Source organism: Streptomyces asoensis (genome assembly GCF_016860545.1).
GTDB classification, from domain to species: Bacteria; Actinomycetota; Actinomycetes; order Streptomycetales; family Streptomycetaceae; genus Streptomyces; species Streptomyces asoensis.
Window position 1 is genome coordinate 26,522 of record NZ_BNEB01000006.1, and the last position, 25,721, is coordinate 52,242.

Sequence of the window (25,721 nt, forward strand, 5' to 3'; positions counted from 1 at the left end):
GGACGCGTGGGGCAGCCGAAGGTCACATTCGATCCCGTCTGCGGCTTCGATGACAATACAGAGGGCGATGTCAAAGACGCGCTGCTGAGCGTCGCCGTCAGCAGCGATGCACATGCCTCCGAGCAGCACTGCCGGGATCAGGGTGTGTGGCCGGCCGATGTCCAGTCGGTGAAGGTGCACGGCCGCTTGTCCGGCGGTCGTGGCGGAGCAGACGTGCTGAAGATCCTCGTGACACGCAAAAATAAAGCGAGTTCGCTTCAGGCGGCGAAGCTGATGCCCTATGACGAGGCCCTCAAGGAATGGAAGGCCTACCAGACCCTCAAAAAGACCTTCGACTCCACCCTGTATGTCCCGATCGTCGCCGTCAGCAAGGGCGTACACGCCAACCGCGGCCAGGAGGCGCCCTGCAGCGTGGTCGTGTACCGCCATGTCAGCGCCTGGAATCACGCGCCTGGGGAGCTCGAGGCGCTGGAAGATCTCGTCACTGCTGCTGTGACTTCGCCGGCGCCGGCTGACCTCGAGAGCTGCCTGACGACACTCTCCACCGTGCTGGACTCGCTGTCGGCCAATCTGTACCACACCGCCCAGTGCGAGCTCACCGACCTCGAAGCAGAAAACCGTGAGCTGGGTGACGACCTGAAGGTCACCGTCGACAAGATCGAGGGCACGGGCGCCCGGCTGCGCCTGGTGTACGGCAATCCCCAGCCCGGCGAGACTTTTCCGCGGCCGACGTCCTCGGATGTCTTGCGCAGTTCTACGTCCCCGCCGGGTTCCGGCAGAACCCTACGGGTGGACGAGCGTGCGGACTTCACGCTGGAAGGCGTCGTCCGCAAGGACGGCACGGTACTGGGGACATTCCATGGAACGCAGGTACAGGTGGAGCTGTCCCACAGCGCCATGCTGCCTGAGCAGCTGAAGAAAGTGCGCGCCGGCCAGACGGTGGAGGTCCAGGGCAAGTTGACCTCCGTGCGTGCTGAGCGGTGGTCGGCTTTCCTCCGCAAGCACTTCGGTGACGGCAATGGGTTCACCGAGGATGGCAGCTCCCGGACGCTTCAGTTCGAGGGGGTGACGATCGATCACCCTTTGGGGGCTCTGCATTCTCTTCTGGTCGCGGATGCGGAACCGCGCATGCGTACGGCGGTGCACGGGGACCTCAACCCCAGAAATGTGATCTTGTCCGGTCGCGTCCCTTATCTGATCGACAGCGCCACCTTCAGCCCGGAGGGTTTCACGCTCGCCGACGTCACGTGGCTGGAGACGTGCATCCTGCGCGATGCGATGGCCGCTCACCTGTCTTTTGCGGACATGGTCCGTCTGCAGCGCTATCTTGGCCTGCTGACGCTGCTGCGGCCCAGCTGGAGCGAGTCGGCTCTCACGTCAGCCGTTGAGATGCTCGAGCAGGCGACGGCCGAGGACAATCCGACCCTGGCTCGCTGTCTGCTGATTCTTTGGCGGCTGCGGTCCGGCATCTGGTCGGTGGTGCCCTCGGAGTGCCAAACGCCGTGGTCGCGCCACTACTTCCAGCATGTGGTCCTCTCCGCATGCCGCACGTTCAAGTGGGATTCACTCGAGGAACCCGAACGTGTACGGGTCACCGCGGCAGCCGCGGGTGTGGCCTGCGGGTTCCTCAGCACGGAAGGCGCCCTTTCCCACTGGCCGCGGCAGGACCTGGACCTGGCGGCCCAAGTCCTGCTCTGTGGCGATCAAAGTGATCCGGTGACCGAAGGCCTGCTGGTTCAGGCTGCTGCGGCAGGGGATCCCGCTCTGCACAACAGAGTGATCAAGCGATTATCGACGGGGTCTCTGCGGGAGGCCCGGCGCATTCTGCATGAACGCTTCTCGGCTGCCGGGCAGTCGGAGACCGCCGACTGGGGTGACGACGCCTACATCGACATGGAAGGGCGTCAGCTCGCTCCGGGAGAACCCCATGTACGCCAGGGCAACGGCGCGCTGACCGTACAGGCACGGGACTGTCTGACCCTGCTCACGCAGAGCCCGGTCATGATGCTGATCGCGGAACCCGGGGGCGGCAAGTCACGCATCGCCCGTGAGTTCCGGCTGCGCGCAACGGCGACGCACGACACCGACTGCCCCGAGGCGTTGCTGCCGCTGCACGCGACCGCCGAGCAGATCATGAGTTTCCTGCAGCAGCGCCAGGGCCGGGAGCGCACGGTCATGAAGTTCTTGCTGCAACTGGCTGATGTGGCCCAGGCACTGACGGAGCGGCGCCTAGAGCAGCTGCTGTCCCTGGGTGTCGTCCACCTGACGGTCGATGAACTGCACGACGTGGCGGAGCAGGACCAGCGCAAGATTCTTGCCTGGATCAGACGGCTTTCGTCGAACCAGCCCCGGCTGCGGCTGCTGGTGTGCCAGCGGGCGGGCGACTTCCACCCGGCCGTGCTGAAGTGGCCGACTGTCGTGGTTCACAAGGTGCGTGAGAGTGCCGCGCGCGCCTATGCGACCGAGGTGCTGCGCCGGCGGCTGCCGGAGTGCTGGCAGGACCCGCTCAGGGAGTTGGACAACCGTTTGTTCGCCGACCCTGCTGCGGGTGCGCTGAGGGACTGGGCGGGTAAGCCCCATCCTTTGCGGCTGCTGGTGCACCACTTAGCCGAGTCGGGGCAGGTTCCCGCGAATGTCGGCGGGTTGCTGCGCACCTATCTGGAACACCTGCTGCACACGGCTGCAGCCTCGGCCCCTTTGTCCAGTCTGCTGACGGTGCTGGGCAAACTGGCCGAAGAGCTCGGCTCGGCCGGCTCGCTGAGCCGGGAGCAGGCAACTGCCGTTCTGCACAGGGCTATGGCGGGGCTGGACGCATCGTCCCTAAACCTGGAGCAGATGCTGCAGATGCTGGTGCATTCCAGCGTCATCATGGAGTCCGGTGAGCGGATCCGCTTCCGTGACCCGCTGCTGCAGGCCTACTGCGCGGCCATTGCCCTGCAGCAGTACCCGGCCGATCAGGTGCCGCTGGTGAGGGAGCGCATCCTGCGGCATGGATGGCGGGACACGGCCGTGTTCCTGGTCGCCGACGAGAATACGGATCCTGGCTGTGTGCTTGCGGTCGTGACGGCGGGTGTCGAAGCCAGCCCATGGTACGGAGCGCTGCTGTTGCAGGCGGCACCGCAACGCTGTACGCAAGAAGTCCACCACGCCTTCCTTCACCAGCAGCAGGAGGTGTTGCGCTCTCCCTACAGCGGCGCCCCGGCATGGAAGCGGTCCGCCTACGCTCTGGCCAAGTACGGTGTGCCCTCCGCCCAGGACGTCCTCGTCAAGATCGCCTGCTTGCCGCAGAGCCCGGGCGAGGCGGCGCAGGCCGCTCTGGACGGGCTGGTGATGATGCACCAGTGGTCCGTTCCCGGGGCGACGCCACGTCTGACGGACGTCGTCAGCACCCTCCTGGACCCCGGCAAGGGGGCGCGAGCTGAGGTCGGGGTCACGGTGCGGGCCCTGCGCAGCATTCAGGTGGCGCGGCTGGCAGAGCTGGCCGGCTTCGCGTGGGCGCAGGTCACCCCGGGCCGGCCCTGGGAGGTTGTGTCGCAGGCCTGGCAGGCTCTGAGACAGCTGGGTCTGCGCCCCGACCGGATTCGTCGGCGTGCATACACCGCAGGGTGCACCTCGCGGCTCGGCGCCATCGATGAGGCGCTTCGTACCGCGGCTGACACCGGGACCGCGGATGCTTTGAACGCCGAACGGCTGCAGGTGCTGGAGGAGCTGGCGGCAGCGGGCGACGTGGAGACCCTGCTGAAGTACCGGTTCCGGGCCGGGCTCGCCGAATGCCCCGCCTGGGCAGAGATGCTGCAGCAGGCCGTGACCACGCGCCGAACAGGCGAGGGCGCGACGTCAGCGGTGGCCGCGCTCCTCGATCAGAGCACGCTGCATGCGGTGGGCATGGATTCCGCGCGGTGGAAGCGGCTCCTGGTTTTCGGCGATGAGGGTGTATGTGCGATGGCCGCGCATTACATTCTGGCGGCCCGGGACGTGGTGAGTGTGGAACTGCTTTCCGAGGTTGCCGCGCAGAGATCGGCGCGTTCCCTTTCCGTGGTGGCCGCCTTCGTGCACTGTCTGCCCCCCGAGGGACACAAAGCGCTGGAACAGCTGCTGGAGCCGTTCCTGACCGGAATGGATGCGGCGATGGTCGAAGCGGTGTCCAGCTTCGTGAGCGCAGCGGAAACCCTCAACCAGGACACGGGCCGGCGTCTGGCGCTGCGCGTGCAGCACGCGCTGGCGCAACAGGGTCTGGCTCAGGAGGCTCTGCACTGGCCGTGGTGCACGACCTGGCGGCGGGCGCTGCCGCCCCGGGCGGAGATTCCGCTGTTCCTCGGTGAGCAGAGCCGGTTGCGTTCCTGGCGTTCCGAGGGGCCCGATGCTGCGCTGCTGTCCCTGGTGGGCAGCGCGGATGTGCTGCTCGACGCGCCCTATGTGAAGCCCATGTCGCTGGCGCCGGACCTGCGCAGACGTTTGGGGGATCTGAAGCCGTCGACCGCGGACGGGCCCGCGGCCCATCAGTTCGTCCTGCTGGCGGCCAGCGCCGGACTTCCCGAGGAGCTGCCGTTCATCAGGCAGGTCGCGGGCGACGAATACAACCAGCAGACCGTCATCCGGCATGCGCACGGCATCCACGGTCTGGTCGAGGTGACGCTGGCAGCCCACGCTGTCACGGCGATCGGCTACCTGGGCATGCTGGCCGCGCTGGATGACCCGGACCTGGACGCGGCCGCGATCACCGGTCCGCTTGAGGAGATGGGACGGGACACCGGTGACATGCACCCCAGCATGGAACGGGCCCGTCTCGTAGCCCTGGGCTACTGGGGGCAGTTGGCGCCCTTGCTGGGGGCGTTGTGTGCGCGGGAGGACCCGATTCTCGCGTCGTCCGTGCGCAATATCGTCAATCACTGGCTCCCAGGTCCTCGAACATCCACGGGCCCGGATCCGTATTTCACGAAGGTAGCGGAATCACTCAGTGTGGAAATGAGTGTGAAGCAGCTGCCTTCTCAGACACGAGCCTTGCTGACGGAGCTTCGTATCGGTATCGAGGACAGACTGGGGCGCTATGTCATCTGACGCATCACAGACCCATCTCCTTCTTGGCGGCATCGACCACCGAGCGCCGCAGAGCAGAAGCGTCGGTCATAGCAGCCGTCCGCTCGGGCCCGGGCGGGGCGTCGTGGACACGGCGCTGGCAGCGCAGCAGTTCTTCCCCCGTGCGCAGTACCTCCTCGGAGGTCAGCAGCCGCAGCCGCGTCAGCTGCGAACGCATCTCCTGGTAGAGGGCCAGCGCCGGTGCCGACTCCGTGCCGGCCTGTGTCGGCAGCGAGCGCACCACGTCACAGTGCGCCCAACTGGCTTCCAGGAACGCCACGAACGCATCCGCCAGCGCCTCGCGGGCCCATCGGTGCTGCTCCCGGCGGCCTCCCACGACGGTGGTGACGATCAGTGTGGCAAGGCTCGTTGCCGCGGCGGCCCAGGCGGCCCAGACACTCGTATCCCCCATGCGTTGATTTTCGCCGATGGCCACACCACGGTGACCGGCAATTGCAGCGAACCGTCAAAATCAGCTGATTTGTGTCTTGGTCGCAACCACACGCAAGCCGGACAGTCATACAGGGCAGCCAGACTGCACAGCAGACACGAGCACGGCGGTCTGCTCATGGGGGGTGGCAGGCATGGGGGTCTCTAGGGCAGTCCATCACTGGCGTGCCGTACTGGGTGTGGCGCCGCCCAAGGCGCTGGAGAGGGCCATGGTCGACGTGCTGTGTACGTCACCGTCCTTGTCCGATGCCCCCACCCGCAGAGCGCTGGCGAGAATGCTGGCCCATGCACTCAACCGCACGTTCTCCGACGACGAATCCACCACACAGCTGGCACAGGAGCATCTGTCGTGGATCGTGGCACGGTGCATGGAACACGGGGAAGCAACAGAGTCCGCCGACGCCCTCGCACGGGTCGCAGGCACCGTGACCGGCGATGCCAAAGTCGCCGCGCAGCTGAGAGTGCTGTCGGACTGGCGCGTGGCCAGTGCCCGGCTCAGCGACGAAGACCTCGACGTGCTCGTCCAGCTCCTGGAAGGCAAGGCGCTTACCAGCGCGCGGACGATCGCGCGGACCTGCTTGCAGCCGTTCCCCGTGCACCTGCCCGCCCACTGCACCGACGCGTGGAGCGTGGTGCTGTATCTGCTGCGGCGCAACGCACTGCCCAGCGGCCTGCCCGTCTTCCTGGTCTTCCTCGAGCACCTGGCTCCCACACTGGACGCCGCCGACAAGGACGAACTGCGCGCCTGGACCGATGCCTACGCCCGGTCCCAAGGTCTGCAGGAGCAGCTGGCCGGATGCCGCGCCCGCGTCAAGGCCACACCCGGGGCACCGCGCACGGAAAATGCAGGCCGCGTCATGTTCGTCCTTTTGGCCGACGGACTGGACGAGGACTACTGCGTCCTCCAGGTCTGGCATCAGGACGGCCCAAGCGGACAATCACCTCCCATGCGCGAAGGCGACGAACGCGTACACCGTCACGACCTGGGCCAGTACGTCCACCAGCGCCTGCAGCAGTCCCTGGCGGGCATCGGCCGTCCGGCCGCGCTCACCGTCGAGTTCTGGCTGCCTTTGATGCTGGCCAACCTGCCGGTCGCCCGGTGGTGCCGTCCCGCCCGCAACGCCGAGGGAAAGTCGAGCTACCGGGTCGTGGTGCGCAGCCTGGACCGAGACAGCCTGGAGACCACGCACTCCGCATGGAAACAGCAGTGGGATCAACTGATCGCAGGACACGACGTCGGCACCCAGGATCGCGTCCACGACGCTGAGGCCCCGCCCGGCCCGTCGGCGCAGGGGCAACTGCTGGTGCTGAACACGCCACCGGACAGAGAGGAAGGCCGGCGCCAGCTCCTCGACGGCATCCGCTCCGGAGCACCGGCAATCCTGTGGCACCGCAGCGACTGCACCTCACGCTCCTTCCGCCAGCACGTGCGCGACCTCACCAAAGGCTCCCTGGCCGACCTGCCCACCCGCCTGGGCGAACTGCAGCACCAGTCGGACAGCCTGGGCACCGGACCCCTGAGCGACCTGACGCTGCTGTGGGACGACCCCAACCAGCCGCGCCCCATGCTCAAAGCACTCACGTCACCGGACGCGGTGGTACCCCTGTGACCTTGTTCGACGCGCAGCCGTGGCTCATCACCGCGGCACCGGTCCCCGCCGTGGACCACCGATGGCGCAGCCCCCTGCCCTTCGATCCCGTCTTCCTCGAAGCCCCTGACCACTGGCCGACGGCCGCACCCGTGGAAAACGCAGCCTCAGCGCTGAGTCCGCTGGGCCTGATGGGAGAAACACCCACCCGGCCCGCTGCAAGCATCTACGACCCTCCCGAGGGCCCCGACGACGCCCCTGCGTCACCCGGCCTGGACCTGGTCCTGGTCATCGACACCAGCCCCTCCATGACGGCCTGGTACCCGGCAGCCAACGCGATCACTGCATGCCTGCGCGACCTGCCGCACTTTCACAGCGTGCAAGTCATCGAAATGCGCAACCGCCGGCCAGCCAGCAGCGACGACCTGTTCCACCCCACGGACCGCCAAACGTTGCAAGCCGAGCGCTTCTCACCCGACCGCTCGAAGATCACTCTGGTGCTGACCGACGGTGTCGGAGCCGCCTGGAAACGCTGTCTGCTCTGGCCGGACCTGTACCAATGGGCCACATCGCACACCGTCGCCATCCTGCACGTCCTGCCGCACCACCACTGGTCCCTGTCCGGCATCCCCGCACAGCCCATGCAGCTGCGCGCCGTGCACGAGTGGTGCCCCAACGGGCAGCTGGAAACGGCTCCCACCGAGCACGACAGCACCGCCCAGGCAGGCGCAGCAGACGCTCAAGACCAAAGCGTGGTGATCCCCGTACTCGAGATCCGCAAACGCTGGCTCGACCAGTGGACCCGCCTGCTCCTGACCGACTTCCTCGTCCACCAGCAAGCCCTGACCGTCACGGCGTTGGCGCCCCCGACCGCCGTCGTCCCCGCCCCCGCCCGCGCCCAGGACGACGCACCTAACGCCAGCCAGCTCATCGCCGAATTCCACACCACCGCCCCCGAGCATGCCTTCAGCCTGGCCATCCTGCTCGCCGTGGCCCCCCTGAACCGCTTCGTCATGCAGCTCATCGCAACAGAGTTGGCCCCCGCAGCCACCACCCGCGACCTGTCCGCCGTCCTGACCAGCGGACTCCTCGTGAGCCTGGAGCCCTCCATCGGAGTCGCCAACGACTACGGGAAGATCACCTTCGACTTCCTGCCCGAGGTTCGCCAGAACCTCCTCGCCATCGGCGAGTCCAGTCAAACCCGTCGAGCCATCGCACTGCTCGACACCTACCTCGGAGCCTACGCACCAGCTCTTCAAGGCATCAGCGAACGCATGCGCCAGCCCACCGTGCAAGCACTCCCCGCCATCAACGAACACACCGCTCCCTACCTCGAGATCGAGCACTCCCTGCTGACCGCTCTGTCCGGTGAAACCACAGCCCACCGGTCCGTGGCCGCCACCCTGCGCGCACGGCTCGACAGCACCTAGGCAGCGCCTCCCCGCAGCGCTCCTGCGTCCGGCCGGCGGCGGCTCAACGCAATGGACCACGTGGGCTTTCCCGACAGGCGTCCCTGTACGCCGTCCGCCGGCGACGAACCACGTCGACCCGGAGGCTCGCTTTTCGTCTGCGTGTTCGCACCGATCAAACGTCAGGCGACAGTTCGACTATTACTGTCACAGCCCCAGATCACGCAGCGCCAAGACATCCAGCTGAGACGGTTGTTGGCATTGGGTAGTGAGATAGCGAGTGTTCCGGCGAGTTGGGTGGCTCGGACGTCGCTCAAGCGGCGCGCCTGGGGTATAGGTGTGAGCGAGAACGGCGGCATCGCACAGGGGTTCGTGGGCATCGCCGTCGATGGCGGTCTGTTTGCGCCGTTCAGGGCAACAAGCGCACCAACTCCGCTGCTCACCCACGGACTTCGTGAGAAACATAGCTATTCCCGGCCGCGCCAGGCAGCGGCTACATTGGTGCGCTTCAGGGCTTGCTCCTCACACTCACAGGGGGTGTGCATGGCTGTCGAGGTTGAGGTCCGGTTCGAAGTCTCGCCAGGCGAGTTCGAACGAATCCGCGAGGATCTTTCGCAGCGGTCCCACTTCGGTGCGTATGAGATCCGCCGCGATCAGAGAAAAGTCCAACTGGACACGTACTTCGATTCACTGGGTCAGCTCGCTGCCCGTCACTGGTCACTGCGTATACGTGAGAAGGCAGACACGCTCCGTGTGACCTTCAAGCGTCCGCATCTCAGTGGCGGTCCGACCCAGCGCGAGGAGATCGAGAATCCCGGCGACGGTTCCTTGGTGGAAGTGATGAACCAGGTAGCCACAATCCTCGCGGCCCAGAACATCGGTGCAACGGTCGGAACAAACATCGAGTACGCGGTCCACAGCGTCGGCGCTGCTGCCACCCTGCAGGCCATGGGGTTGGATCATCAGTACATGGTGGAAACCACCCGCGAACTCTGGATCTTGGGCAGCAACGGAGTCGACATCGTTGAACTCTGTTTGGACGAGAGCAAATACCGCGGCAAGGAAGCCCCTTCCACCCCCGAGTACCGGATCGAACTCGAGCTGCTTGACCAGACCAGGAGCGCCGATCTCGCCGAAATGAAGCGCATGGTCGCGGTCAATTACGGTGCACGTGAGGTGTTTCAGTCGAAATTCGAGCGGGCGATCATCCATGCCGACATGAACGGGTCGGTGGAGAAGGCGGAGTTGAAGCTCCAGTTCGGCAACGACGACCAGTACGACTCCCTGCTGGGCGAGTTGGAGCACAACGAACAGTTCATCGATGGGTATCGGTTCCAGCGCGCCGCGAACCGGACGATCAAAGACATGTACTACGACACCAAGGGGCGCAACCTCTTCTTGCGGGGTGCATACATCAGGATCCGGTTGGAAGGGGGGCGCCGTCAGTTGACCTTTCGCCGCCTGAAGGAGAGAGGGGCCCCGACGACCTTCATGTCCAAGCAGGAGGAGTCCTCCATCCGTGAAAGCGACGACATCCGGGCCAAGTGGGAGGACATCTGCAGCTTGCTGACTAAGTATCAGCATGTCTCAGAAGCGCCAGCCCCGGCCTCGTTCGATGATCTCCACGACACGCTGGAAAGAATGGGGCTTCGACCGAGCCTCGAAGTGCAGGTGAGCCGGAAGGCGTGGCTGGTACGCCGGTTCTCGGATTCGCACTCGCCGCACCTCACGGGGGAAGACCGACCCATCGTCAAACTCAAGTTCGACGAGATCACCTACCGTCCTCCTGGGCGTAGCCGCACCGCTATGCGCCGGGAGTGTGAGGTCACCGGGGTGGAGGACGAGGCTGACTCACCACAGAGGTACCAGACCGATCAGTACCTGGCATTCCTGCTTCTCTTCTCATCGAAGTGCAGCGAGTTCACCGGTGGCGAGGTAAGGAAGCTCACGAGCGCAAAGTACTTCGAAGGAGTCGTGGACCTTGGGCTCCGGAAGCAGCCCCCTTGGTACAAGACGCGTACAAGCACAGTGCTAGACGAGCCCACCGGGGGCACCCACCGTATACCGGCCCAAGTGCCCTCCGGGGGCATCTCCTGGGAGTATTTCCGGTTCACGGGCTCCCTGGCCATGTTGATCGGTGGACTCCTGGCCATGAGCATGGGTGGTGACGACGGTCTTCTGGCCGGGGGGTCCTCCCAAATCCCAGCAGTACTCCTTCAGACTCTCGGCTTCATCAGCCTCTGCGCGGGCTGGCTTGCCTTGACGAGGCACGCCGAACGGGGCAGTTCCCGGCGCAACAGGGGAATCGCCGTAGCGCTCTCCGCGATCGCCGCGATCGCCGTCACGCTGCCTTGGACCGGACGCGACTTCACAGCGAACATGACCGGGTACATCGGGTTGATCGCCCTCGCGTGGTCTTACCTGAGGACCACCCGGCAGGACTGACGAGAGCGGGTGGACCCTCAGGAGGCCAGCTCGGGGCCATGGGGCGGCCCGCCGTCGAGTCGGCGTATGGGGACGAGCAGAGTGAAGGCGGCGGGCTGGCGGCCGGCAAGGGAGAGTCTGCCGCCCAGAGACACGGCCAGGTCCCGGGCGAGGGACAGGCCGATGCCGGAGCCCTCTCCCTCGCCTGTACGTTCGCGCCGATCGAACGTCAGGCGTCAGTTCGACTACGACTGTCACAGCCCCGTGACCACAGGCTGATCTCCCCTGACGGCAGGTGCCCGACGGCGCATGATCGCAACTCCCGAACACTTGAGGAGAGCTTCATGCTGACTACCTTGCGCAGCGCCGTGACCGCGACGCTCATGGCAGGTGCCCTTCTGGCTCCGGTGGCCCTCGCCACTGATGCCGCGGCGGCATCATGTGCCCGGCACACCACTGGCGTGTGCAAGGCGAATTCACCTCACCCCCGCGGCGCAACGGCCAAATGCAAGGACGGCACCTACTCCTACAGCGCCTCGTTCCGCGGCACTTGCTCCCACCACCGTGGCGTGAAGTACTGGTACCGCTGACAGACGCATACCGTTGCCTGCGACCGCTCGGGCGGGTGCAGGCATTGCCGTGGCTGGCTGCCGGGTCCGGCCGCGCCAACTCACGCCCGGTCAGCCAGCCCTGCGGGCATCAGTGATCGGTGTGGGGCCGGCCGTGAAGGCCCGAAGTGCACGTCAGTGGTGCGCATTTTCCAATCCTGTGGAGCGCTGTGTCATCTCCCCTACCGCCTATTCGTGTCAGCCACCCGTCGTCACAGCCAAGTCGGCATGCGCCGCCCTGCAGGGTGTTGCATAGGGCTTTGAGCTGGTCGATCTCTTGTGTATGGCCGGTGTCTTACGTCTGAGCGGGTGCGGGTGTAGACGTTTACGGTGTTGCGGATGACGCAGTTATCGCGGCTGTTGAAGGTGGTGCGAGCTGGCTGGCAAGGGAACGCTGCGGCCTGATTTGCACCATCGCCGGACAGGGCAAGGAGCACGGATCCATACTTGCGACACGTGGAGACACATACGTAGATGTCATAATTCGTATAGTCGCAGCACGGATTGACGACGCAGCTGGGGGGCTGACGCACACTCATGAGGACTCCGACATCATCCGGTACCGCCCGGTCCACAAGTCCGTGGCGGCCCAACGCCGAACTCCGTCTGCTCGTGAGAGCGCTGGCCGAGCCGGTGGTGGCCGACGTCGCCCCTGAGGAGCTCGCGCTCTTCGAGCGGCGCGCCCGCAACCACTTCCGCACCCGGCTGTGGCGCAGCAGGCCCTTGTCCCTGGATGTCGTGGGGCTGGCGACCGACGTGGTCACGCCAGCGGCGCTATCGGCGGCTGCCGGAGTGTTCGGGGTGATGTCGGCCGAGTGGGTGAGCCGGCTGGCCTCGCGCCTCGGCCGGGTGGCGCGGCGTCGGCGGCGGGCCGAGGCGGAGCCGTCCGAGTCCGCCGCATCCAGCACACCGCCGGTGGCAGCAGCGCCCACACCGACCGCGGCGGAACTGGCCTGCTGGCGTACGGCGGCGCTGTCGGGCGCTCTGCGGCATGTGTCTGAGCAACGAGCGGAACAAGTTGCCGACTCCGTACTCGCGGAACTCGTCCGCATGCTGGCCGCGGGCACCTCTGGCACCTCAGTCATCGGTCCCGGCGAGCCCGATTCCATCGGAAACAGGAGGCCGGCCGGAGATGAACCCGGGGACGTGAACGGAGAAGGTTCGGCGGCGACCAGGCGCTGACATGTTCGTACGGGCCCTCCTCTTCTGTGTCGCCCTGGCGGCCGCCGCAGTGACGATCGCCTTTCCGGCCACCACCAGTCAGGAGGACGACGCCTCCAACGCGTACAGCATGTGCTGGCCGGGCGCGGTCCGGCAGTTCCAGTTGACCCTGCCGATGTCCCCCGTGGAGCGCGAGATCTTGCTCCAGGCACCGGTCTGGCCCCCGCAGCCGGTGGGGGACAAGGACGGACCGGCCCTGAAGCGGTACTTGGAGGAGCACTGCCCAGCGCCCCCGGTGCCCCGAGGCGAGTTCCGGGTGGGCCTCGCGCTGGGAATCTTGGGAGTGGGGGGCTTCGTCCTGTACTGGCTGAGCCCGTACTGGCAGATCCTTCGCCACGGTCTGCTGAGACTGCGCCCAGGGTCCGGCTACCGGCCAGACCTCGCCGACGCGGTGTTCCGGCTGGCGGACGATGCCGGCGTTGCCGTCCAGGGGGTGTGGCTGAACCCGGACGACTACACCTCGAATGCCGTGGCCTTCGGGCACTGGCGGCGTCGGCACATCGAGCTCGCCAGTGGCATGGCGAAGCGCTTCGACGAGGATCCGGACACCTTCGAGGTGGTCGTCCGCCATGAACTCGGCCACATCCGCCACCGCGACCTCGACACCACCCAGGGCGTCACGGCCCTGTGGAAAGCGTTCATCGTGCTGCTTGGCGCCGCCTTTTGCTTCGCCGTGTCCGGTGATGCCGGGGACGGTACGTACCTGCTGCGGCTCTCCTTCCATCTGGCCCTGCTGGTCTGTTTGTTGTACGCGGCCCGCAACGCCTTCCTCCAGTCCAGGGAACTGCATGCTGACGCGTTCGCCGTACAGGGCGGCGCCACCCGAACGGGTCGAGGGGAAGATCGACGACGGAGCCTGGACACCTTCTTCGTCGATCTGGCCGCCGGACGCGGCGGCAACGGTCTGCCGTTCGGTACCCACCCCGCCCTCCAGCGTCGCCGGGCGGCCCTACGCCACCCTGCCCTCGCCGGCGAACTCAGCATTTGGGAAGCCGCGTTGACCGGCTGTGTCGCCCTGCTGGCCGTGAACCTGCTGCTGGGTGACAGCTACGACATCATGCTGACCGGGCTGCGCCTGGGCCTCCTGGACATCGACACGCTGCGCCCGGTCTACACCTGGCTGGCGCTGCCCCTGCTCCTGCCGGCCGGCGCCGTCCTCGGGGCCGGCATCCGGCACACGGTCACCGCGTGGGGCGGTGCGCGCGGTGGACGCGCCGTGATGGGACGGCTGGCACTGCTCGCTCTGGGACTGTACGCGGGGCTGTGCGCCGGGTGCGCGCTCCATCCGAGCCAGACGTACGGGGACCGGTCCGTGCAGTTGCGCAGCATGTGGTGGAGCCCGGTCACCGACTCCCTCGGTCTCGGCCTCGCGCTGACAGCGGCGCTGTCGGTCCTGGCGCTCGCCCTGTTCGCCCTCGCCTGCGACGCCGTGCGCGGACCTCGGGTCGCGTCCTGGTGGGCGGGCGCGTACGGCGTGCTCGTCACAGCCACCTGGTTCCCGACGGCCCTTCCGGACGGGAGCACACCGTACGTCCGCGGCGTGGTGATCGGGATAGCCCTCCTCGGCGGCGCGCTCCTGGCGTTCCCGCGCCGTCAGCCGGGAAGTACGCCCGCTCCTGTGCGGCTGGTCCCACAGGAGCCGGTGACACGGACCGAGGCGCCGTCCGTGACGGGGCTGCGACTGCTGCTGGCGCATGCCGTCACCGCCGCCGCAGCAGCCGGCGCCGTCGTCGTGGCGGCTCGCCTCCTGGTAGAGACTCCCGACGCGCCGCTCGCCTTGGTAGCCGCTTCGGGCCTGGTCTGCTACGCCGGCGTCCTGGCCGGTGCGGCAGCCGCCCCGCACGACGCCGAGTTCCGGCGTCGCATCCGGTACGCCGTGATCTGCCTGGCCCTGAGTGTGGGCGCCGCCTTTTTGAAGGCTTTGGGGGGCGTCTCGCCAGGCGTCGAACTGGGTCTGCTTCTCAGCGCGGCCGCGGCCGGCGTCGCGGTGACCGGCCGTATCTCAGCGTCCGCCGTCTACGCCTTCCGCCACCGCCACGGTGCGGCGACGGCCCCGCCGGCAGCCGGCCCGTCCGACGTCACCGCCCAGCCGCGCCCGGCCGGTCCGCGAAACAAGCCCGGACATCGGCGCCAGCGCACCCCGGGACAGCACCGCTGACCTGAGAGCCCGCCCCGCACGGTGGGCGAGTGCTCACGAGGCGCGTCGAAAGACGGTGGCCGGCCCGATGACGCGGAGTCCGTATTTGTCGCGGACGCGGTCAACGGCTGCTTCGGCCACCAGCCGGGTTTCGCGGGTGTCGTCAAGGCTGATCTGCCGGGAAACCTGGTCGATGTCGACCAGGTCCTCGCCCTTGAGTGCCAGTGCGGTGAGGCGGCCGCGTTGCAGGCCGGCGGCATCCATCAGCCGGTAGGCGAGGGTGCGCAGGTCGTCGTCGTGCGCGGACGGCTCGGGAAGACGGCGGGTCTTCTCCCACGCCGTGCCGCCGGCGAACTTCAGCACCAGCGTCAGGCCGCGAGCAGCCTGACCGCGCCAACGCAGCAGATGGCCGAGCTGTACGACGAGGTCGAGGAGGGTGCTGCGGACCTCGGCGCCGTCCAAGACGTGGCGGGGGAAGGAGCAGCGGACGGTCGCCGCGGCGGGCAGCATGCGGGGGGTGACGGGGCGGGGGTCGATGCCGCGGGCGCGGTCGCTGGCGGTGCGGCCGGCGCGCCCGCCCAGCAGGCGCTGGACCGTGTCGGTGGGGATGGCGGCGAGCAGGCCGATGGTGTGGATGCCGTAGTCGTGCAGCGCTGCTGCCTGACGGGGTCCGATGCCGTGCAGGGCGTCGACGGGCAGCGGTCCGAGCCAGCCGGTGACCTGGTCGGGGGCAACGGCCAGGACTCCGCCGGGCTGGCTGATCCGGGCGGAGGCCGTGGCGGCGACGGTGATGGACGGGCCCACGCCGATGCGGAGGTCGACGCCGAGGCGGGACAGGGCGCGGACGCGCAGCATCTCCCCCAGCTGTGCGGCGTCGGCGCGGTGGTAGCGCAGTGCGCCCTTCAGTTCCATCAGCGCCGCGGTCGGCGGTAGTGCCTGCACGACGGGGGACAGCTCCGCCATCTGTTCCAGGACCTGCCGGTAGGTCTCCTCCGGCAGGCGGTCCGGGCAGCGCACATGCATCACCGTGCTCCGGCCCTCCGGGCCCGCCGGCAGTTCTGCTGTCATGACGTCCACCTCCACACCCCACATTATCGAACAGAAAATCGAACACGCGAGGCCGCGAAGCCGATCATGGGCATAGAATCAAAAATGTGTTCGATGACCTGCCGCCCGATCTGGAGCGCCTGCACACCCTGCGGGTGTGGCACGCCATGTGGCTGGCCCGCATCGACGCGAAGATCGCAGAGGTGCGCAAGCGGCAGACAGAGACCGAGCGGGGCCGGGCACGCCGGCCGCGGCCGCCGGAGTGGACGGTCGAGCTCGGCATCGGCGCAGGCCGCCCGCCGGTGCAGGTCCATGCCGGCGACTGCTACGCCGCGGGCAGACGCCGCCGCGCCGTCGACCGCGACGAAGCCCGCCGCCTCCTGGCCGACGGCCTGCGCGCCTGCATCCACTGCCGGCCCGACACCCGCCTGAACGTCATCGACTTATCCGACGGCCCCACCCTCGCCCCAGCCCTCATGGCGCCGGAAGGACACCGCCGATGCACCCCGCTCCCCCACCGCCGATCACCGAACCCGACCCGTCCGCTCTGACCTGCCTGGGCAGCCAGGCCGGCCCCTGCGCCGCCTGCCAGCGCACCACCCACAAGTACGGGCACGGCGGCATGCCGCTGTGCCCGTGGTGCGCGGCACCGGTCCTGGAGCAGTGGGGCCCGCACGTGCGCCACCTCAACACCCGCCCCTGACCCGTATCCGACGGCCGGCCGCAGCGGCGGGATCAGTCAGCGGAGGGGATGCGGGCGCCGATCTCGCGAGCCAGGCGGTTCGCCTCCCCCGCGGCGCTCCCGCCTTCCTGAGCCACGCTGCGCAACACATTGAGCAGGTCGTACGCCTCGTCCAGGGTCAGCAGGCGCAGCCGCTCGACGTCGTGTTCCACGGGCGCAAAGTCGATCTCGTCGAGGTCAAGGTGGTCATAGCCGTCCATGAGCTGGGCAACGTCCTCGGAGCTCTACAAGTCACGACGGAAACGGCCCGCGGCCCCGCGCGGCATTGTCGCCGACCCTGGGGGCCGCAGGGAAGCAAAGTGAGGTTGTGGAGGGCGGCCACCTACGCGGCGAATGGCTCTGCGAGGGCTTCAGTCGGACGACCGTCCTCACAGGAACATAGGCGAGGCCCGGGAGCACTGCCCCTCTACAACCACGCCTGGCACAAACAGCGGGGCATACTCGCACCCCCGCCCCGGTGGCCGGGCGGGGCTCCCATCCCGGCTCGGGGAAACACAGAACGGGAGCCCCGCCTCCATCTTCTCAACGGCCAAGCGGATATCACGCGCGTGGACGCCAGCGGCATCGTCGGTCTCACCGTGGGAGGTCTGCGCTCAGCCGACTCCTGCGGCGCGGCCAAGGGGTCCAGGACCTGTCCTTGCTCCTTCGGTTCCGGCACTTCGGGCAGCTGCTGTACGCCGCCTTCAACTCGATGATCTTGGCGACGGCCTCGGTGTAGAAGTTGTGGGACTCCTCCCCCCTCGGGATCCTCGCGGACCCATGGCCTCCATCAGCGCCAGCGCGCCCTTGATTTCGCTCTCGGAGACCTCCACCGTCGGCGGCAGCAGATCGTGAAGCGGCGCGCGACCGCACCACCGTGTCGCGCGCCGCCGGCATGTCACGCCGGGGCGATCCCCACATCGCTCACCGGCTCAAGGGGCTGGTTGGGTCAGCGCCGGAAGTCGCCGTGACCGTGGTGGCCCCGGGACTCCTGGTCGGTGGAACGGCCGTCATGACGGTGGTGACCCCAGGACCCCTCATCGGCGGAGCGGCCGTCATGACGGTGGTGACCCCAGGACCCCTCATCGGCGGGGCGGCCGTGGTGGCGGCGGTGGCCCCAGGACTCCTCGTCGACGAGACGGCCGCGGTCGTTGCGCAGGGTGGCGGTGTCACGGTCGTTGTTCCACACGTAGGCGCGGCGGTCCTGGTAGAGGTCGGTGCGGGTGTCACGCCCGACGCCGGTGTGGATACGGACGGTGGCGCGGCCGGCCAGACGGTAGTCGTCGAAGGTGTAGGTCTTGCCGGACTCGTCCTCGAGGGTCCAGCCATCGAGGTTGACCGTGTTGCGGGTGGTGTTGGTCAGCTCCACCCACTCCCGGTTCAGCGAGCGGTTGGAGCGGTCGTCGGGTCCGGGCGAGTCGGCCTGTACCGCCGAGATCTCCACCCTCTCCCGGGACGGACGGTGGTCGGCCGCGGAAGCCGGCAGCGCCGCCAGCGAGACCAGCGTGCCCGCTGCGAGCGCGGCGGCGGCCAGACGGCGGGCGGTGACAGATGCAGAAGTGGACAAGAAGTTCCCCAGATGGTGCGGGCACCCTCCCTCGCCGGCCTTCGCGGCTCGGGGGGAAGTCGGTGCGGTGTGCGGCGGCGGCCGGACTGGCCGCGCACACACACTCTGTCGATCACGGGCCGCAGATCTGGTGAAAACCGGGCTTGCGTTACAGATTGCCCGCTTTTCTGTGACTGTCGACTGTAACGACCATGAATTGGTTGAATGCATAAAGTTGACGGATTAGGGCGGCAAAAACCCTTAGAAGGGTTGGAGTCTCGCACCTGTCCGTCAGAGCAGGCCGCCCCACCATGCGCCGAGGCATCACTCGAAAGTGAGTAACAGCCGCTGCTCCAACCGGCGCATCGGAAGCCCAGCTGCGCTGCCCGACCAGGCAGGAGGCCCGGCGGCCGAAGCAGGCTGGCGGGTAATGCCGTAGCCGCGGGCGGACCGGTGGGCCTCGAGCGTGGACCGGACATCTTGTGCAGCCAGAACCCAAGACGACCGACTCCGTCTGCTCCTGCGACAGGTACAGCACGTGCCGATTGGTGCCCGCCTCCCACCGGCTCGCGCACCCGCCCCGCCAGCCCTCGGCACGCGGCACCCGCAGCCAGCGCGTCAGGGAGACGAACAAGCACACCGCGCTCGTCTGGGACGGGATCAGCTCCAACCGCCGCAACCCCGGCCAGGGCTGCAGTCGGCCTGGACCGCCGGGCTGAAGTGGGAGGTTGACGACACTCTCACCAACGGTATGGGCGAGATGCTCCCAGTCGGGATGCCCCCTACCTGAGCGCCTGCCCCTGATCCGCAGCTGACGTCGGCCCAAAAGCCTGATCAGTTCTCCGAGGGGAACGGGCGCCGATCTCGCGTATCAGAGGGTCCGCCTCTGCCGCGGCCGTCCCGTATTCCTGCCCCACTATGCGCAGCACGCGATCAGGTCATAGGCCTCGTCCTGTGTCAGCAAGCGCAGCCGTCGGCGTCGTGCTCCAACGGCGCGAAGTCGATCTCGTCGAGGTCGAGGTGGTCGTATCCGTCCACGAGCTGGGCAACGTCAGCGCACCTGTGCAGCTCGCGAAGAGCCTTCTGTGGCTTTCGGGCCGACGGGAACGCCGGCCCGAAAGCCACAGAGGAAAGAGCGTGGTGGTGGAGGGCGGTCGCCTACGCGGCGGAAGGCTCTGCGGGGCTTCAGCCGGACGATCGTCCCCGCAGGCAATAGGTGAGGCCCGGGGACACTGTCCCCTCCACAACCACACTGCTCTCAACAGGGCGGGCCGGGCCGGCATTCCCGCCCGGGGCGGGGACCGGGCAGGCTCCCGTCCCGGCTCGGGGGAAAACGGGACGGGAGCCCTACCGACATCTTCTCCGCCGGGCGCTCGCGCGGATGCGCGGCACGCGCTGCATGGCCAGCGCGCCGACGCCTCCTTCGCGGCTCTCTTGGCCTTCGTCGTCTTCGGGTCGGATGTCGCCGCCGTAATCTTCTTGGTTGGCGTCTTGCTTGTGCTCTTCTTGGCGGCCGCCCTTTCGCCGGCTGCCCGAGTTCGTAGACATCTGTGCCGGTGACGTGCGACCAGCTATGAGGCCAGAGGTTCGCAGAAACCAGATGTCTGGGCGTCTGCGCCGGTTGTGTGCGCCCTGGCTGCCTCGTTCGCTTCCTGCTGCGGGATTGGAAGTTGGGGGCGGCGGAATGCTTACCCGACAGGCCTTTCGTGCGGCGCGCGGCTGGCGGAGCCGTGCGAGGAAGCAGTGCTGAGATATCGGGGGCGGACGTGCTGGCTGAGTCGATTGCCGCGTTAGCGGCTATGGGCGGTGCTGCGGTGGTGCAGGCGGCGGGGACGGATGCCTGGGCTGCGGTGAGTGTGCGGATGAGGCGGCTGTTGGGCGGTTCGCAGAGCGAGGGCGGGCCGGGTGTGGTGTTGCTGGAGAGGACGACGCAGGAGGTGTCGCGGGCTGCGCCGGCTGAGGAGAGGGAGCGGGTGCGGGCACAGTGGGAGGGCATGTGGTGCCGGTATCTCGAGGCGTGGCTGGAAGGGCTGGACGAGGGCGAGCGAGCCAGTGCGGCTGGAGTGCTGCGGGAGGTGGGTGCTCTGGTGGGGGCGGCGTCGGCACAGGGAGCGGCGGTGCAGGCGGGGCGGGATGTGGTGGTGCGGGCTGAGAGCGGGTCGGTGGCTGGTGCGGCCGTGCGAGTGGAGGGAGGCATCCACCTCTCGGGCCCTTTTCCCGAGGCGTCGGGAGCGGGGAGGTAGCACTTGCAGCAGGGCAGGCGGCGGCGCCGGGCGTGGGGGGTGCGGGGTGGGAGCCAGGGGGCGTGTGGGCGCATTTCGGGTCTGTGGCGACGGAGCGGATGAATATTGCGCAGGTGGTGGTGGGTGACACGGGTGGTGTTGACGAGGGTTTGGTGACCTTGGCGGCGCCGGTGGGTGAGCGGGACTGGCGGGTGCCGTTGCGGGGGCGCGAGGCTCTGGTTGGGAAGTTGGTGGGGGTTTGGGACCAGGGGGCGGATGGTCTGGTGCATGTGCTGCACGGGATGAGCGGGTGCGGGAAGACGGCGGTGGCGTTGGAGTTGCTGGTGCGGGTGCAGGGGGGTGGGCAGGCGGCGGAGCGGGTGTGGTGGGTGGATGCGCGGCACGCGGCCGGGTTCGTGGCGAGAATGCGGGCGGTGGCGCGGCAGGTGGGGGTGCAGGAGGTTCGTGCGGGGGGTGTGGCGGATGCGTTATGGGAGCGGTTGGGAGGTGCGGGGTATCGGTGGTTGCTGGTGGTGGACGGGGTGGATGATGTCTCGTTGCTGGACGGGCCGGGAGGGATGGCGGCGGGAACGGGATGGATCAGGCCGCACCGGTGCGGTTTGGGGATGGTGGTGGTGACATCCGGTTGCGGGATGGGGCGTTTGTGGGGTGGTGGTGCTGTTCTGCATGCGGTGGGCCCGTTGAGCGCGGAGGATGCGGCGGGCGTGCTGCTCGATCACGCAGGCGGTGGAGGAACGCGTGTGCAGGCGCGGGCGCTGGCGCGGCGGCTGGGAGGGCTGCCCCTGGCGCTGAGGATCGCGGCGTCGTACGTGTCCGAAGTAGCGGGGATGCCCGAAGCATTACGTAATGGTGGCGTTCCAACGGATTTTGCTGCATTTCAGGCAGCGTTGGACGAGTATGGGGCAGGTGTCAATCCTGCGGGTGCGGTGGCGGAGACGTGGCGGATGTCGGTGGAGTTGCTGCACCGACAGGGGCTGGTCCATGCCCAGTATGTGGTGGCTGTGCTGGCGGCTTTCGCCCCGGCGCCCATTCCGTACACGGTGCTGTTGCAGCCGGCTGTGCTGGCGGTGCTGCCGGGCGGGGAGGGGTTGGACGGCACGACAGTGTGGCGCACGCTGCGGGAGTTGGCGGCGTTGCAGCTCGTCGATCTTGATGTCTCAGCGCCTGCCGACGAGGGGCCTCTCTGCGTGAGTCTTCATCCGTTGATCCGTGACATCGCCCGGGCCGGCACGCAGTCGGGCGCGGTGGTGGCGTTGATGGAACAGGCGCTGCGGCTGCCGGAGGTACGCCGTTCGCCGCAGGATCCGGAGTCGTGGCCGCTGTGGCGCGCGCTGGTCCCACACTGCCTGGATCTGCTGCGGTGGGCACGCAGCGAGGCCGTCGGGTTCAGCCGTGCCGAGCGGACGGTATGCGCGGAAGCGGCGGAACGGGCCGCATTGTTCTTGCAGGTGCAGGGGATGTACCGGCAGGCGCACGAGAGCCTGGAGGATGTGCTGGCGCTGCGCGCTGCGCTGGGGGCGGACGAGGTGGCGACGGCATCGACACGGCACACGTTGGCCGTGACACTGCACAGCCTGGGCAAGTGGGATGCGGCTCAGGAGCTTTATGAGCAGGTGTGGCATGCAGTAGCCGCACGTGAGGGATCGACTCATCCCCGTGCGCTGGCGGCCCGCCATGAGCTGGGCCGGCTGCTGGTGGATCGTGGCCAACTGGCGGAGGCCCAGGGACATCTGCAGGTGGTACGTGAGGCCCGCGAGGCAACGGGCGGAGCCGAGCACCCGGATGCGCTCAATGCGCGCCATGAGCTGGCCCGGGTCCTGCATTTGCTGGAACAGTGGCCGCAGGCGTGCAGTGAGTACGAGGCACTGCTGGCGGCGCAGCGGCGGGTGTTGGGTGCCGGTCATCCCCGGACGGTGACGGCATGGCACAACTATGCGTGTCTGTTGCAGGACATGGGCCAGCCGCAAGAGGCCCGTACGCAGTGTGCAGGTGTGCTGAAAGCACGTCAGACACTTCATGGGGATGATCATCTGTCGACGCTGAACACGAAGTTTCTGATGGCTGTGATCCTGTGGGCACTTGACCGGCAGCAGCAGGCACGGCAGGCGCTGGCAGAAGTGGAGGCACGCAGCAGGAGACAGCTGGGCGACGCTCACCCGTTGACGCTGCTGTGTGAGGAACGGCTTCAGCGGTGGGTGGCGGTGTCGGCTTCAGACTGCTGAAACCGCGGGCGGGCTGGCGGCTCCGCTGGTGTCGGCAGGGTGGTGGGGTCCGTGGATGCGGTGAGGGGTCTGGGGGGTACGGGCCGCAGCCGGCGTGTGGGTTCGGCGAGGGCTTGGACGACCGTGCGCCAGGACGGCACTACGTAGGCAACGCCTGCTTCACGCAGCGCCTTGGGCCGGGTAGTGACGCCGATGAACGGGACCCGGGCGCTCTGGGCGGCCAGGGCATCCAGTGAGGAACCGCCGATGAGAAGCGTGGTTTCGGGTGAGGCGCCCAGGTGGGACAGCGCCTGGTGAAGGATGTAGGGGTGGGGTTTCATCCGGGGAGAGTGTCCGCTGCGGCCGATCACGGTGATGCGGGCGCGGGTCGCAGCGGGCAGGGGCAGACGGGCAAGAAAGGTCTCCACAGCGGCGCCCGAGTGGTCGGTGACGATGGCCAGCCTCCAGGGGCCGCCGGTCAGGCCAGGGAGCAGGCGGGCGATGCCGGTGGAGGCCGGGGCCTGGCTGGCGGCTCTTATCTCGGCGGATTCCAGCAGGCGGTCGAGAGGCTTGGCCTGTGCCGGTGAGGCCTGGCGCAGCAGAGCACGAAAGACTCCCACCGGGTCGGGCGGGCGGTGGGCGGGGATGGCAAGGCCGAGATCGCGGGCGGCGTGCAGGAGCTGGTCGGAGACGGTCCCCAGGTCGTCTGCGAACAGGCGGCACAGCAGGGCGTCGAAGCTGAGCAGCAGGGTGTCGCACGACTGGAGCATGCCGGCCAGGGTGGTGGGGGGCAGGTGGCCGGTCAGCGGGGCCAGGCCGGCGGCGGCGCAGGCGGCGACATTCGGGTAGCAGGCGTCGTACCAGTCGCCGTACTGGGTGCAGTGCCGCCGCCCTTCGGCTGTGATGCGGTAGCGCGGGGCGTGACCTGCGAGGGCCGACTGCTGCTCGGCAAAGCCGGTGGGCAGGCCGTTGAGGCCTGCGTCGGTCAGGGGCAGTTCTCTGCGTGAGCGCCACAGGCGGGGCTTGGGGACCTGGTGAAGCAGCAGGAGGGTGTACCAGGCGTCCTGGTTGAGCATCTGCCGGAAGAAGGCATCCAGGCGGCTGGGCAGGCTGGCGCGACGCTGGGCGATACGTCGGCTTTCGGCGGTGAACTGGGCGAGGGCGTGGTCTTGTTCGTGGCGTGCGGGAGCGAAGTCGGCGCTGGCGCGCGCCAGGGCACGCCGGCGATGCATCTGTCGTAAAACAGTGATTTCGTGGGTGAGGATGCTCGTCATGGCCGATGTAGAGCAGTGGTAGAGAGAGGCCAGGACGGTGATCTCATCTGCGTTGTCGGCGGGTTCTTCCAGGCAGCCAGGTTGCAGATGCCGGTTGATCAGCTGGGCCAGGAGCGGACGGGCCGTGCTGTGACGCCGGCGGGTCCCGGGCGAGCGGTCGAGATGGTGGTGCAGTTCGGTGGCGGTGATGTTCAGCAGAGCAGGCAGCCGGTACAGCATGTGCCGCAGTCGGGCCGGTGGCAGCCCGTCATGTTCCAGGCGCAGGTAGGAGCGTTCGGACACCTTCAGGTCGTGAGCGAGTAAGCGGGCGGTCCAGCCGCTGGCGCGGCGTAGTTCGGCAAGGGTCCATCCGTCGCGGGAGCCTGCTGACAGGTCGATGGGTCTGACGCCCAGCGCGTCGGCAAGGGCCTTGATGCGCGCCGGGTCGGGAACGCGGTCTCCTTGTTCATAGAGGAGGATCTCCGACCGCTTCGCCTTGGCGAGACGGGCCAGTTGGGTGTCGGTAATACCGCGGCCCCCCTCGGCACGCGCTCGCGCCCTCCGGAACTTGTGGGGGGAGAAGGTGCCTGTCATGCCCCGTGCCATGTATTTCCTCCTCACTGCGGACGTCATTTTAGAGGCAGTTGATGTGGCGTCAGGGACGCGTGTGATGTCGTGTGCACGATGGGGCGCTCGCGGGTAGGACGATTTTCACCGACACGTGGTGAACACCACTCGGGCGATGAAGCCAGCCGCTACTGTTACAGGCACGACAAATCGTCCAACAGTGTGCAAGTAGCAATTTTTCGCCGTCCGTTAACAGGCATGCCGATGTGACGGCGGAGCTGCTCATGAGGTGCCCTGGCACCTTCCCGAAGACGCCGCTGCGGCGGTACCCGTCCGGCATCGGACGGGTACCGCCGCAGCGGATAGAGGTCCTCGGACCCTCATGGTTGGTAGCCGGGGTCCGAGGATGAGGAGTGGTAACTGAAGGGTCTTACTTCGAGGACGATGACGTTTCCTGGCCGGCGGCAACCGACTTGGGAAGGTTATCTCCTACGATCGTCGTGGGGTCTTTCGCTGCCACTGGTACGGGGCTTCCTTCTCTCGTTCCTGTTGAACGACGGAACGAGAGAAGGAGGTTCACCTGCCGGAACAGCCGGGACGGCTATCCCGTGAAAACTTCCCCAGGAAAATATCGACCGCGAGGGAAGTGGATTTCTCATAGACCTCACCTTCCTTTCCGGAGCAGCGCATGCACCTACCGGCTCTCGTAACGCCTTCAGTTGATTGCGGGACACTCTACGCCCGTCCCCCAGGCCGCTTCCTGGGTGTCCGACACCCACCCAAACTAAAGCACGCCCCCCATGCGCCCCCAGCATGTACGGCTGGGTGACCCCTTCCACCCTATCCAGCCGGAGCCAGGAGATGAGCATGCCACGCCGCACAGGTCGCGCCTTACCCGGCGACCCGTTCACGGCACCCCATGACGAATGACGACAATGGGGCTTCAGGTATTGGGCGTTGCAGGCACTCGACACCCCCTGGGGCGCCTCCGAGGACCGTGCCCTTGCCAGGGGAAACCTTGCCGCCGGGAGAGGCACGGAGACTGCACCAGGGACCGCGGTAGAGGGGGAAGGACTTCCGTCACGCATATAACTCATACTGCCGCGCCGCTTGCTGACCTTTACTCACCCAGGCAGGCAGAAAGGGCGATTCTCCGCGCTCAGCGGCGTCCGCCGGGGCCGACGAGGGGGCACCCTCTCCCAGGGGGCGCGCTCCCGGCCTGCTCGCCG

15 protein-coding genes are annotated in these 25,721 nt (G+C 67.8%); 10 read left to right on the top strand and 5 right to left on the bottom strand.

Annotated features, from left to right (window positions below):
• Positions 1-6: 6 nt before the first annotated feature.
• Positions 7-5,058 (top strand): hypothetical protein, encoded by a 5,052-nt coding sequence (locus tag Saso_RS36540; RefSeq protein ID WP_189927999.1) that lies wholly within the window; start codon positions 7-9, stop codon positions 5,056-5,058.
• A gap of 4 nt (positions 5,059-5,062) precedes the next feature.
• Here Saso_RS36540 and Saso_RS36545 read toward each other — a convergent pair whose 3' ends face one another.
• Complete coding sequence (locus Saso_RS36545) at positions 5,063-5,488, bottom strand: hypothetical protein (RefSeq protein ID WP_189928000.1); 426 nt, start codon at positions 5,486-5,488, stop codon at positions 5,063-5,065.
• A gap of 247 nt (positions 5,489-5,735) precedes the next feature.
• Here Saso_RS36545 and Saso_RS36550 point away from each other — a divergent pair, with 247 nt between their 5' ends.
• The 6 genes from Saso_RS36550 (at position 5,736) to Saso_RS36575 (ending at position 14,935) form a co-directional block, all read left to right on the top strand.
• Positions 5,736-7,136, top strand: a complete 1,401-nt coding sequence (locus Saso_RS36550; protein WP_189928001.1) for a VMAP-C domain-containing protein — start codon at positions 5,736-5,738, stop codon at positions 7,134-7,136.
• Positions 7,133-8,545: an SAV_2336 N-terminal domain-related protein gene (locus Saso_RS36555; protein WP_189928002.1), complete on the top strand. Its 1,413-nt coding sequence runs from the start codon at positions 7,133-7,135 to the stop codon at positions 8,543-8,545. The genes Saso_RS36550 and Saso_RS36555 overlap by 4 nt, the downstream gene beginning before the upstream one ends.
• 522 nt (positions 8,546-9,067) lie before the next feature.
• A complete protein-coding gene (locus Saso_RS36560) occupies positions 9,068-10,969 on the top strand; it encodes a CYTH domain-containing protein (RefSeq protein ID WP_189928003.1) in 1,902 nt (633 codons plus the stop codon).
• Positions 10,970-11,331: 362 nt separating this feature from the next.
• Entirely contained in the window at positions 11,332-11,538 is a 207-nt protein-coding gene (locus Saso_RS36565; protein WP_229901585.1) for a DUF3761 domain-containing protein, read from the top strand.
• A 630-nt stretch (positions 11,539-12,168) separates the two neighbouring features.
• Positions 12,169-12,738 (top strand): hypothetical protein, encoded by a 570-nt coding sequence (locus Saso_RS36570; RefSeq protein ID WP_189928005.1) that lies wholly within the window; start codon positions 12,169-12,171, stop codon positions 12,736-12,738.
• A gap of 1 nt (position 12,739) precedes the next feature.
• Positions 12,740-14,935 (top strand): M48 family metalloprotease, encoded by a 2,196-nt coding sequence (locus Saso_RS36575; RefSeq protein ID WP_189928006.1) that lies wholly within the window; start codon positions 12,740-12,742, stop codon positions 14,933-14,935.
• A gap of 33 nt (positions 14,936-14,968) precedes the next feature.
• Here Saso_RS36575 and Saso_RS36580 read toward each other — a convergent pair whose 3' ends face one another.
• Positions 14,969-15,982, bottom strand: a complete 1,014-nt coding sequence (locus Saso_RS36580; protein WP_189928007.1) for a DNA polymerase Y family protein — start codon at positions 15,980-15,982, stop codon at positions 14,969-14,971.
• An 86-nt stretch (positions 15,983-16,068) separates the two neighbouring features.
• Here Saso_RS36580 and Saso_RS36585 point away from each other — a divergent pair, with 86 nt between their 5' ends.
• Together Saso_RS36585 and Saso_RS36590 are read left to right on the top strand one after the other, a co-directional pair.
• Positions 16,069-16,512, top strand: coding sequence for a DUF6233 domain-containing protein (locus tag Saso_RS36585; protein ID WP_229901577.1), 444 nt, complete (start codon positions 16,069-16,071; stop codon positions 16,510-16,512).
• Positions 16,461-16,664 (top strand): hypothetical protein, encoded by a 204-nt coding sequence (locus Saso_RS36590; RefSeq protein WP_189928008.1) that lies wholly within the window; start codon positions 16,461-16,463, stop codon positions 16,662-16,664. The genes Saso_RS36585 and Saso_RS36590 overlap by 52 nt, the downstream gene beginning before the upstream one ends.
• 32 nt (positions 16,665-16,696) lie before the next feature.
• Here the strand turns inward: Saso_RS36590 and Saso_RS36595 are convergent, their stop codons facing one another.
• Together Saso_RS36595 and Saso_RS36600 are read right to left on the bottom strand one after the other, a co-directional pair.
• Positions 16,697-16,903 carry a DUF6417 family protein gene (locus Saso_RS36595; RefSeq protein WP_189928009.1) on the bottom strand — a complete coding sequence of 69 codons (207 nt, stop codon included), beginning with the start codon at positions 16,901-16,903 and terminating at the stop codon, positions 16,697-16,699.
• Between the two features lie 728 nt (positions 16,904-17,631).
• The gene (locus Saso_RS36600) at positions 17,632-18,249 is read right to left on the bottom strand and encodes a lamin tail domain-containing protein (RefSeq protein WP_189928010.1); all 618 of its coding nucleotides are present in this window, start codon (positions 18,247-18,249) and stop codon (positions 17,632-17,634) included.
• Positions 18,250-20,569: 2,320 nt separating this feature from the next.
• On the opposite strand from Saso_RS36600, the gene Saso_RS36605 reads away from it, so the two are divergent.
• The gene (locus tag Saso_RS36605) at positions 20,570-22,693 is read left to right on the top strand and encodes a tetratricopeptide repeat protein (protein ID WP_229901578.1); all 2,124 of its coding nucleotides are present in this window, start codon (positions 20,570-20,572) and stop codon (positions 22,691-22,693) included.
• Here the strand turns inward: Saso_RS36605 and Saso_RS36610 are convergent.
• Entirely contained in the window at positions 22,657-24,531 is a 1,875-nt protein-coding gene (locus tag Saso_RS36610) for a helix-turn-helix domain-containing protein (RefSeq protein WP_189928012.1), read from the bottom strand. The two genes, Saso_RS36605 and Saso_RS36610, sit on opposite strands and share 37 nt — an antisense overlap.
• Between the last annotated feature and the right edge of the window lie 1,190 nt (positions 24,532-25,721).